This is a genomic window from Brevibacterium moorei (assembly GCF_024580735.1).
In the GTDB taxonomy this organism is placed as follows: domain Bacteria; phylum Actinomycetota; class Actinomycetes; order Actinomycetales; family Brevibacteriaceae; genus Brevibacterium; species Brevibacterium moorei.
Map to the genome: position 1 here is coordinate 61,808 of NZ_JANIJX010000020.1, position 10,770 is coordinate 72,577.

Sequence of the window (10,770 nt, forward strand, 5' to 3'; positions counted from 1 at the left end):
CTTGGCCCATAGGCGGATGCCCATGGGCCAAGGAGCCGGATCGGTTAGGCGTGCGCCAGGCGCTGGATCTGTTCGAATCCGGCGCTGCGCTTCTTGGCGACCGCCGCGATGCCCGCGACCACACCCAGCACCAGCCAGACCAGCAGCAGGCCGAAGGCCTTGCCCAGGCCGTCCGCGCCGGTCACCACTGCCGCCACACCATCGATTGCAGGTGTCAGCGGGGAGATACCCGCCAGGCCGGACAGCCAGCCGGGCACCGCCGTGAGAATCTTCGCAGTCACGCCCAGCACCAGCAGGATGACGCCGATGAACCGGCCGGCGCCGCCGAACAGGGCGACCAGGGCGAAGTTCACCACCGTGAACACGATGCCGGCGAACACGGTGAAGCCCAGCAGGGACACGAAGTCCACGGTGTTGAGCTTGAGCAGCACCTGGCACAGGATCGTCAGCCCCAGGGACTGGACCACCGCGATGCCCAGACCCGGCAGCAGACCCTTGAGCATGATGACGAAGGAGCGCTTCCGACTGGTCAGCGAGGCCGCGGAGACCGGGCGCAGCACCGTATAGGCGATGAGCGCGCCCAGGAACAGCGCCATGACCAGCAGCAGTGCGATCGAAGAGGCGATCGGGAACTTATTCAGGGAGTCCAGGCTGCCGACCTTGATCGGAGCGGCCGTGACCTCCTTGAGGGTCTCCCTATCGGACTTCGAGTAGTGCGGGACCGAGTCCTTGCCCTCGTCGAGGCCATCGGCGAACTTGCCGACACCGTCGGCGTACTTCTCGGTGCCGTCGGCCAGTTTGTCCGCGCCCTTGGTCATCTGCGGCATCTGCGCACTGAGCTTGACGACGCCTCCGGTGTACTGGGAGACGCCGGATCCGAACTGCGAGACGCCGTCGGCGAAGGTGCCAACACCCTTGGTGTACTTTCCTACGCCGTCGGAGAACTTCCCAACACCTGTACCGTACTGGGCGGCCCCGTCGGCGAATTTGCCAACGCCGTCGGTGTACTGCGCGACCCCGTCGGTGTACTGGGCAACGCCCGTGCCGTACTTGGCCACGCCGTCCGCCATTTTGCCGACGCCGTCGGTGTACTGTGAGACACCGTCTGTGTATTTCTTGACTCCGGGAGCGAGCTGTCCAATACCGTCAGCGACCTTGTCACCATTCTCGGCCAGAGGCTTCGCCAGTTCCGAGTCGCCCTGCATGCCAGAGGCGATACCCTTCAGATAGATCGCTTCACAGCTAGCGTCGCCCTTGCACTGAGCCTCTACTTCATCAGCCTGATCTTCAGAGATCAGGCCCTTCTCTCCGCCGACCAGCCCTTGGCTCTTCAGGATTGCAAGGCTAGGGATCTTCTTCAGATTGTCACCCTTGGTCTTGATTCCCTTTTGGAACTGCCCGACCCCATCGGTGTATTCCTTGACTCCGTCGGCAGTCTGTTGGAGTCCGCCGGACAACTTCGACCCGTTCTTGGAAAGCTCCGCGCCGCCCTTCTTCAGCTTCGGAGCCTCCTTCGCCAGGTCTTTACCGCCCTTGCCCAGCTTCTCGCCATTGTCGGCCAGGGCCTTGCCGCCCTTGGTCAGCTGTGGCACGCCCTTGGCGATCTTGCCGCCGGCATCGCCCAGCTGCTTCGCGCCCTTGGCCAGTTGGTCTCCACCGGCCTTGAGCTGCGGGGCGCCGGCTGCCAGCTGTGAACCGGCATCGCCCAGTTTGGCGCCCGCGGTGCCCAACTGGCCCACACCGTCGCCCAACTTGCCAACACCCTTGGCGAATTCCTTATTGCCGTCGGCCAGACCGTCGGCCCCGTCGTGCAGCTTATTGCCCGCATCGGCCAGGGTCTTGAACTGCTTGCCCATATCGTTGAAGCCCACGTAGATGCCGTCGAGCACCTGTTCGGCCCATTCGCGGTTGAACTTATCGCGCGCGGCATTGCCGATGGACTGCGAGATCATCGAATCGCTCAGCGGGGAGACCTTGGACGAGGTCACGCTGATGGTCGCCTGCACGGCCTCGGACGGATCGTCCTTGGTACCCGTGGCCACGGCCCGGGAGAAGCCCTTGGGGATGTGGACGACGGCGACGTACTCGCCCGACTTGAGCCCGGCCTCGGCCGAATCCACGTCCGCCAGTGACCACTTGTAGTTGCCGTCGGTGTCGTCGTCCATCAGGCCGGAGACCAGCATCCTGCCCAGGGGCACCTGCTGGCCCTGGATCTTCGCGCCGTCATCGTCGTTGACGATCGCGGCCTTGACCTCGCCCATCCGGTCGGAGACCTTCCAGGTGGCGAAGACGAAGCCGGCGGCGATGATCAGCGGCACCAGGATCAGACCGATGACCGATACCCAGGTCACCTTCTTGCCGGCGTCCGCGCGTTCGAACAGTGCCATCAGTTCGCCCCTCCCATGGATTCGGCGATGTTCATTGTCAGTTCTTCCGTTTCCTCTCCGCGGGGCCCGCCGGACGCCATCGCGTCCAGGTCAAGCCGGTGCAGGACGACCTCGGCCGGCAGCATCTGCAGGGCCTTCGGATTCGTCAGGCCAAGCACCACAGCGGATCCGCTGGTCAGCGCATTGCCCACCAGGGTGCGCACCGCCTGGGCCGTCTGCGGATCACGGGATTGGTCCGCCCGGTCCACCACCAACAGCTTGGGTGGTTTGGCCGCCAGCTGTTCGAGCTTGCTCAGCGCCGGCACCATCGCGTCCTCGGCCGGGTCCATATTCAGGTACGGCGTCGAATTGCGGATCTTGTTCGCCTGCTCCGGCAGGACATAGGGTCCGACCTTGAGCTCCCCGCCGTCCAGCTTGGCGCGGCCCGACAGGGCCAGCACCAGTCCGGGGGTGCCGTGGCCGGTGATGCCCAGGACCTCGCCGGGCTTGAGCGCCACGTCCACGTTCTCGAAGATCGGGTGGCGCTTGGTGCCCAGGCTCAGTCCCTCGCCGTAGACGGCGTAGGGGGAATCCTTCACGGGGAAGTCCTTGAGCTTGACCTGGTGGTACAGCCCCTCGCCCTCCACGTCGAAGTGCGGCAGGATCTTGTCCAGCCACTTGGGGATCCACCAGGCCTTGTCGCCCAGCAGTGCCATCACTGCCGGCACCAGGGTCATGCGCACGATGAACGCATCGGTGAACACGCCCACCGCCAGCGACAGGCCGATCGACTTGATGATCGCGGCGCCTTCGGGCACGAAGGCGAAGAACACGCTGAACATGATGATCGCAGCACCCGTGACGACCGCGGCGGAACCGGTGAAACCGCGCAGGATCGCCTGTTTGGCCGATGCGCCGTGTGCGTAGGCCTCGCGCATGCCGGAGACCAGGAACACCTCGTAGTCCATCGCCAAGCCGAACAGGATGCCCATCACGATGATCGGCAGGAAGGAGATCACGGGGCCGGCCTGATCGACCCCGATCAACGAGGCACCGTGGCCCTGGACGAACACCAGCGAGATGATGCCGAAGGACGTCACGACCGACAGCAGGAAGCCCAGGGTCGCCTTGATCGGCACCGCGATCGACCGGAAGACCATCATCAGCAGGATGAAGGACAGGCCCACCACAAAGGCGCCGAAGGGCAGCAGGGCGCGGCCCAGCTGGGCTGAGATATCCGAATACAGAGCCGTCGCGCCGGTGACCGATGTGTCGACACCGTAGTCGTCCTTGAAGTGCTGTTTCATATCGCGCAGTGCCTGAACCGTCTCCTCCGTCTGTGGATCGGACGGGCCGGTCTGCGGCACGATCTGGATCATGCCGGTGTCCGCGTTCTGATTGGGCACAGCGGCCAGCACCTTGACGACGCCGGGCACCTTCTCGATGTCGGCCTTCATATCGTCCATCACGTCCATCGGCTCGTCCGAGGTCGCCAGACCGTCGGCCAGCATGATGAGCGGACCGTTGAAGCCCTCGCCGAAGTGCTCGGTCGTCAGATCATAGGTGACGCGCGCGGGCGTGCCTGGATCCTCCGTGCCATTGTTGGGCATGGCCAGCTGGATCTTCGAGGCGGGGATCGCGAACAGGCCCAGGCCCACCACGATCACCACGATCGTCAGGATCGGGACCTTCGTCGCGGCCTTCACCCAGCCGCCGTAGAAGCGTTCTGCGAAACTCTTGCGGGGTCGTCCCCCGGCTTTCGGGGCCGAGGCCGCGCTCAGCAGAGCCGCACCCTCCTGCTCGACTCCGGCCGGCTCGGCGGCACTCGCCGGGGCACCCGTGCGAGCGTCGGCACCCGCCGGGGCCGCGTCCTCGGCGCCCTGGTGGGCCTGTGCGGCCTCGTAAGCCTCGGCGGCCCGGATCCGCGCGGCTGCCAGTGCCCGTTCTCCGGCGGCCCTGGCCTCGTGCTTGGAAGCCCCCTGGGCGAGCGCGTCCTTCTGCGCCCGCTTGGCGACCTTGCGGTGCGGATCGACCCGGGTGCCCAGGAAGCCCAACAGGGTGGGCACCAGGGTGAGCGCCACCAACACGGCAACGGCGACGGTGATCGCCGCGGCCACGCCCATGATGGTCAGGAAGGACATGCGCACGATGCTCAGGCCCACCAGGGCGATGATGACCGTGGTGCCGGCGAAGATCACGGCCGAGCCGGCGGTGGCCGTGGCCTGCGCGGTGGCCTCCTCCGGGTCCTGCCCGTGGCGCATGTTCTGTCTGGCGCGGGAGACGATGAACAAGGCGTAGTCGATGCCGACCGCCAGGCCCAACATCGCCGCCAGGGTGGGCGAGGTCGAGGAGACCGTGGTGAACGCCGTCATCGACACCAGGATCAGCATGCCGACGCCCACACCCACGATCGCGGTGATCAGCGGCAGGCCGGCGGCCAGGAAGGACCCGAAGGTGATGGCCAGGACGAAGAAGGCGATGACCACGCCGATCACCTCGGTGGCGCCCATTGACACCCCGGTCATCTGGAACACCTCGCCGCCGGGCTCCACCTGGCTGCCCTTGGGCAGATCGTTCTGCAGTTCGTCCACCTGGGCCTGCAACTTGTCCTGCGTGTCATCGGGCAGGTTGAAGCGGTCCGTGTCGTAGCTGATGTTGATGATCGCGGCGGACTTGTCGTCGCTGATGCCGCCTTCGATCATCGCGTTGAAGGGCGCGCTGGCCGTCTCCACATGGTCCAGATCGCCGATCCGTTCCGCGGCGTCCTTCATCTCCTGTTTATAGGGGTTGTGGTCGACGCGCTGCCCGTCGGGGGCGACGATAATGATCTGCGCGGACGCCCCGGATGCCTGCGGGAAGCTCAGCTTCATCGAGTCCAGGGCCTCCTGGGCCTCGGAGCCGGGCAGGGTGAAATCGTCTGCGAAGGGCTTGGAGAACGCCCCGACGAAACCGCCGATGGCCACCAGGATGATCAACCAGGTGGCCAGAACGGTTTTCTTGTGTCGGAACGCTCTGCGTCCCAGTTCATACAGGAAGGATGACACGTGTTCTCTTTCGTGACGGCAGGTGTCCGGGGTGGGTCGTGAGCGGATACGGTTCGAGCGGGGGACCCCGTTCGATACATTGGTGTATCCGATACAGAAGTGTATTCTTTAGGCAGGGGCCGATGCAACGCAGCCGGCCCACAACACCCCAGATCCGGGTCGGTCACCCGCATTCCGACCCGACACGCCCGAAAGGACGCCCGCCCCCGCATGACCATCACGGCCCGCCGCGCCAGGACCCGCGAAAAACTGTTGACCGCGGCAGTACCCGTATTCGCCAAACGAGGCGTCGCCGGCGCCTCGATCGAGGAACTGTGCGAGGCCGCGGGATTGACCCGCGGCGCCTTCTACTCGAACTTCGAGGGCAAAGAGGAACTGGTCCTGGCCCTGATCGAACAGCAGATGGACCAGGCGATCGGGCACATTACCGACCGGGCCGAGGCCGCAGGCGGAATGTCGGCCGACGGCACCCCGAACAGCTGTTCGATCATGGCGGAGGCGACTCCCGCCGAGCGCGCGAAACGCGCCGAACAGCTGGCCGCCGAGGCGATCGACGCCCTGAGCGAGGAGGCCGTCTCCTTCGTCCCCGATAGCCGTGACTGGGTGATCGCCCAGCGGGAGATCGAGCTCTACGCCCTGCGCACGCCCGGGCTGCAGACGCGCTTCCGGGAACTCGTCGACACCCAGCTGGCCAGGATCGCCGAAATCGTCACGACCATCCTGGCCCAGCACGGGGCGAAGTCGACGATTCCGATGGACGAACTGGTGGGCATCCTGGCCGCGGTCGGCAAAGACCGGCAGTTCACGGCTCTGGTCGCCAATCCCGACTCGGACACCGCGGCCTTCGACCCGGAGCAGACCATCCGCGTCCTGCTCGCCTTCATCGAATTCGTCTGATCAGACCCCAACCTGAGTTCCACTACGACATGAATTGTCGACTTCTGGCCCAAACAGCCGATATATCGACAATTCATGTCGTAGTGGAACCCTCAGATTAGAAGGTGGGGTGGTGCTGGGCGTGGCCGGTGGCGGCCTCGAAGGCGTGGGCGACCTGCAGGACCTTGACATCGGCACCCGGCTTGCCCACGATCTGGATGCCCACCGGCAGCCCGGACTCACTGAAGCCGGCCGGGACGCTGATCGAGGGGCACCCGGTGGGCGAGATCAGCGTGGCCGCCCGCATCCAGTCCAGGTAGTCCGTCTGCTCGACCCCGTTGATCTGCGTGGGGTATTCGATCGAGGCGTCGAAGGGCAGCACCTGGCTGGTCGTCGTGACCAGCACATCATGATCGGCGAAGAACCGGTCCACCGCGAGCAGCAGACGGCCGCGCGCCTTGTCCTTGGCGATGATCTCCTCCACGCCCAGGTCCAGGCCCATCTGGATGTTCCACGCGACGAAGTCCTTGAACTTCTCCGGCTGTGCCTTGAGCAGCTGCCCGTAGAGCGCCGCGAAATCGTAGGCGCGCTGGACCCGGAAGACCTCGGCGGCGGCACTTAGGTTGATGCACTCCTCCGTCAGCTCCGCGCCCAGTTCCGCGAACACGTCCTGGCTCGCGCCCACGACGGCCGCGACCTCGGCCTCGACGTTCAGGCGGCCGCCCAGGTCGGGCGCGAAACCGATCTGCACGCCGGCCAGATTGGGCTGGTAGTCCGCGTCCAGCGCGAACTCCGGCAGGTCGAAGTCCGTGGGCGGCTGCGACTGCGGGGCCAGCCGGTGCGGACCCGAGGCCACGTTCATCAGCAGCGCGACGTCGCCGACCTCACGCGCCATGAAGCCCGACTGCGCCAGCCACGCCCACGGATCGCCCGGCAGGGCGTGCGGGATGAAGCCGTTGGACGGACGGAAGCCCACCACGTTGTTGAACGATCCGGGGGTGCGCAGCGAACCGCCCATGTCCGAACCGTCGCCCGCGGCCTGGATGCCGGCGGCGATCACCGCGCCCACCCCGCCGGATGAGCCCGACGCGGACTTGCTCCGGTCGTACGGATTGACCGTCGTGCCGAAGACCTGGTTGAAGGTGTGGGAGCCGGCGGCCAGTTCCGGCACATTCGTCTTGCCGGTGGTGATGATGCCGGCCGCGCGCAGCCGCGCGATGATCAGCGAGTCCTTCTGCGGGATGTTGTCGGTGAACAGCGGCGAGCCGAAGGCCGTGCGCATCCCCGCGGTCTCATGGGTGTCCTTGTGCGTCATCGGCACGCCGTGCAGGGCGGGCAGTTCCCCGTCCGCACCCATCTCCAAGCGCGCCGCGTCGGCCTCGCGGGCCTCGGCCAGGGCGCGCTCACGATCCTCGGTGATGACCGCGTTGAGCGCCGGATTCACCGCGTCGATCCGCTCGAAGTGCGCGCGCACGGCCTCCTCGCTGGAGACCTCCCCGGTGGCGATCAGGTGCGCCAGCCGGCGCATGGACAGCCAGGTCAGGTCATCGGTCATAGGGTGTGTTCCTCCTCCTTGTCCGGTCGAATCGCTCACTTGCCCAGGCGTCCGAACAGGGCGGTGAGCGCCGCGCGTGCACCGGTGGCCAGGGTCAGTGGGACATCGCTGGGCATGAAGAACGGCGAGTGATTGCCGGGCACGCCCTTGACCCCGCCTGCCGCCTCGAGCTGGGCGGCGTCGTTCGAGCCGAAGAACCAGAAGACGTAGGGCACGTCGATCGCGGCGCCGAAGGTCCCGAAGTCCTCCGAGCCCATCCGCGGGGACGGGTTGATCACCGAGTCCTCGCCCAGTTCAGCGCGCAAGGCGGCGTCCAGGTCCGCGGCCAGCTGCGGGTCGTTGTCGCATTCGGGGAACTGGTAGAGCTCGCGGATCTGCGGTTCCGGGGCGCCGGAGGCCTGGGCCTCGGCGGCGATGATCCGGCGGATCGCATCGTTCACGCGCACTCGCACCCCGTGGTCCAGGGTGCGCACGTTGATGGTGAACACCGCCTTGTCCGGGATGATGTTCTCCTTCAGCCCGCCGTGGAAGGAGCCGACGGTGACGACGGCGGATTCCTGGGCGCCCAGTTCACGGGAGACGATCGTCTGCAGCCGGGTGACCATGGACGCGCCCAGCACGATCGGGTCGATCGAGGCCTCGGGCTGCGACCCGTGGGCCTGCTTGCCGTAGACGGTGACCTCGAGCGAGTCAGCGGTGGCCATGGCGGTGCCCAGCATCAGGTCGACGGTGCCGGCGCGGCCCGGCCACACGTGCTGGCCGTAGATCGCGTCGGGGCGCGGGGCGCGGTCCCACAGGCCGTCGGCGACCATCGCGGCGGAACCGGCCGCGGTTTCCTCGGCAGGCTGGAACAGCAGCACCAGAGTGCCGGACCACAGGTCCTGGTGTTCGGCCATGAGCTTGGCCGTCTCCAGGCCCACCGTGATGTGGGTGTCGTGGCCACAGCCGTGCATCACGAAGGTCTCGGTGCCATCGGCCAGGGTGCCGCGGGCCCGCGAGGCGAAGTCGCTGCCCGTGTCCTCCTCGATCGGCAGGCCGTCGATGTCCGCGCGGTAGGCGATGGTCTGGCCCTCGCCATTGCGCAGGACGGCGACCACGCCGGTGCCGGCGCAGCGGAAGGTCTCATAGCCCAGCGCCTGCACGGCCTGTTCGATCTCCGCCGAGGTCTGGGTCTCCTGCATCGAGAGTTCCGGATGGGCGTGGAAGTGCTTGTACGTCTCCAACATCGCCGGTGCGTCGGCGGTCAGGGCCTGTTCGAGGTTCTGGTGCAGTGCCATGGTTCTCCTTGGGTTGTGGCTGGTGGCTGGGGGTCGGTGTGGTGGTCGGACGGTTGCGGACGATGGTGCAGCCGGGGCCACGGCTGAGTCAGAGGGCGAATTCGACGGTGCCCAGCGCCGCGTCCTGTGGCAGGCCGGCGTTCATCCGCACCAGTTTGCGGGCGGGATCCATCCGGACGGTCACCAGGGTCGCGATGTTGAGCCCCAGCGGGGCATCCGGCTTGGGCCGCCGGGCGACCAGGTCCGCGCCCGGGTCGGTCGCCAGCCAATTCAACAGCCCGTCCGCGGATTCGGGGAAGGCGGGCGCGGCGGGCGCGGCCCCCGTTACGCGGTCGTTGAGGACTCGGAACCGCTGAGGCGAGTTCGACACTCCCCCGCGTTTCTGGCCTGCGGCCAGTCCGGAGTCCTGGAAGTCATTGGTGTGGCAGAACCAGATCGCCTGATCCCGGCCGGATTCGTGCACTCCGCGCTGATCGGTCCGGCCCGGTTCCAGGATGCGGTGGCCACCGGGGGTCAGTTCGACCATCAGCACGCGGTCGGCGCTGGTGATGGTGATGAGCGAGGAGGCGCTGACCGGGGCGGATGCGATGATGTCGAGCGCCTGTTCGATCGTGCGGGCCGAGCCCAGGATCCGGGCCAGGACGGCGTGGATCGGCACCCCGCCCGGGCCGTCCGCCTCATGGGACAGGATGTTGAGGTCCACGGCCAGCCCGGCCGAGTTCATACCGATCTTGCCCAGCATCCCGAACTCCGCGAAGCCCGCATGGTTCAGCGGTGAGGGGTTCTGCCCGGCCGCGGAGTCCTCGGCCGCGGCCGCCACCGTGCCCGCTGCCGCATCCCGGGCCGGGTCCTCCGCCGGATCCGGCAGACCCTCGACGTAGTGGAAGTGCCAGCAGTCCTGGAACTGCGCGTGCCAATCCCAGGTCTGGCCGACCAGGCTGGAACCGGGGCGCTGCAGGCCCAGGGTCGAGCACTCCTGACCGATCTCGGCTCCCGCCGCGGCCGGACCCGCGGACTCGGTGCCGCCGGCCGACTCGGTACCGTCGACGGCATCCTGCTGCGGCGCGGCAGGTGCCAGGGTCAGGATCTCCGTGCGCGCCACCGTCGTCATCAGGTCGGCGATCTGCAGGCCGGAGCCGGTGGCCACCCCCGCCAATTCGGCCGCCTGGGCCGGGTCCCAGGCTTCGAGCGCGGCCAGCGAGGCCTTGGCGGCCGTTCGCTGTGCCCGTTCGTCGATGCCCAGGGTGGTGAACAGCTGCGCATAACCGCGCTGGGCCGCCCGGATCCTGGCGGCCGAGGCCGCGGCCCGTGCGAGCCCGCGTTCCCGTGGGCCGGTGCCCGCGACATGCAGGATCTGCGGACGCGGACCCTGATCGGCTGCGGACCGACCTCCCGGGGCACCTGTGACCGGGCCCAGTTTGCGTTTCAGCAGGCTCTGCAGGGGGTCGGGCAGCGATTCGCTCATGCCTCTATTACAGCACTCCGCACCGACTCGGTGCGACAGGGGTCACAAGGTCGCACCCTCTGATGCTCCTATAGGTTGTCAAGCCCGGTCGTGATCATGGTGGTGGTGATCGACCATGGCGAGGTGGCCTACGCGGCGAGCAGGTATTCACGGTAGGCGATGACGAAGTCATCGTCTCGGCGTTTAC

6 protein-coding genes are annotated in these 10,770 nt (G+C 67.1%); 1 reads left to right on the plus strand and 5 read right to left on the minus strand.

Annotated elements, in window-relative coordinates; translation table 11 throughout:
* Positions 1–44: 44 nt before the first annotated feature.
* A complete protein-coding gene (locus tag NQ034_RS12680; RefSeq protein ID WP_257049255.1) occupies positions 45–2,387 on the minus strand; it encodes a YhgE/Pip domain-containing protein in 2,343 nt (780 codons plus the stop codon).
* Positions 2,387–5,410 (minus strand): MMPL family transporter, encoded by a 3,024-nt coding sequence (locus NQ034_RS12685; RefSeq protein WP_257049257.1) that lies wholly within the window; start codon positions 5,408–5,410, stop codon positions 2,387–2,389. The genes NQ034_RS12680 and NQ034_RS12685 overlap by 1 nt, the downstream gene beginning before the upstream one ends.
* A 210-nt stretch (positions 5,411–5,620) precedes the next feature.
* On the opposite strand from NQ034_RS12685, the gene NQ034_RS12690 reads away from it, so the two are divergent.
* Positions 5,621–6,307, plus strand: a complete 687-nt coding sequence (locus tag NQ034_RS12690; protein ID WP_257049258.1) for a TetR/AcrR family transcriptional regulator — start codon at positions 5,621–5,623, stop codon at positions 6,305–6,307.
* A gap of 97 nt (positions 6,308–6,404) precedes the next feature.
* Here NQ034_RS12690 and NQ034_RS12695 read toward each other — a convergent pair whose 3' ends face one another.
* The 3 genes from NQ034_RS12695 to NQ034_RS12705 all read right to left on the minus strand — a co-directional run bounded on the left by NQ034_RS12695 (position 6,405) and on the right by NQ034_RS12705 (position 10,583).
* Positions 6,405–7,841 carry an amidase gene (locus tag NQ034_RS12695; protein WP_257049259.1) on the minus strand — a complete coding sequence of 479 codons (1,437 nt, stop codon included), beginning with the start codon at positions 7,839–7,841 and terminating at the stop codon, positions 6,405–6,407.
* A gap of 35 nt (positions 7,842–7,876) precedes the next feature.
* The gene (locus tag NQ034_RS12700) at positions 7,877–9,118 is read right to left on the minus strand and encodes an amidohydrolase (RefSeq protein WP_257049260.1); all 1,242 of its coding nucleotides are present in this window, start codon (positions 9,116–9,118) and stop codon (positions 7,877–7,879) included.
* 88 nt (positions 9,119–9,206) lie between these two features.
* Positions 9,207–10,583, minus strand: coding sequence for a C45 family autoproteolytic acyltransferase/hydrolase (locus tag NQ034_RS12705; protein ID WP_257049261.1), 1,377 nt, complete (start codon positions 10,581–10,583; stop codon positions 9,207–9,209).
* Between the last annotated feature and the right edge of the window lie 187 nt (positions 10,584–10,770).

Excerpts from the sequence above, each read along its gene's own strand:
- NQ034_RS12680 (WP_257049255.1), bottom strand. The coding sequence starts at position 2,387 with ATGGCACTGTTCGAACGCGCGGACGCCGGCAAGAAGGTGACCTGGGTA.
- NQ034_RS12690 (WP_257049258.1), top strand. The coding sequence starts at position 5,621 with ATGACCATCACGGCCCGCCGCGCCAGGACCCGCGAAAAACTGTTGACC.
- NQ034_RS12695 (WP_257049259.1), bottom strand. The coding sequence starts at position 7,841 with ATGACCGATGACCTGACCTGGCTGTCCATGCGCCGGCTGGCGCACCTG.
- NQ034_RS12700 (WP_257049260.1), bottom strand. The coding sequence starts at position 9,118 with ATGGCACTGCACCAGAACCTCGAACAGGCCCTGACCGCCGACGCACCG.
- NQ034_RS12705 (WP_257049261.1), bottom strand. The coding sequence starts at position 10,583 with ATGAGCGAATCGCTGCCCGACCCCCTGCAGAGCCTGCTGAAACGCAAA.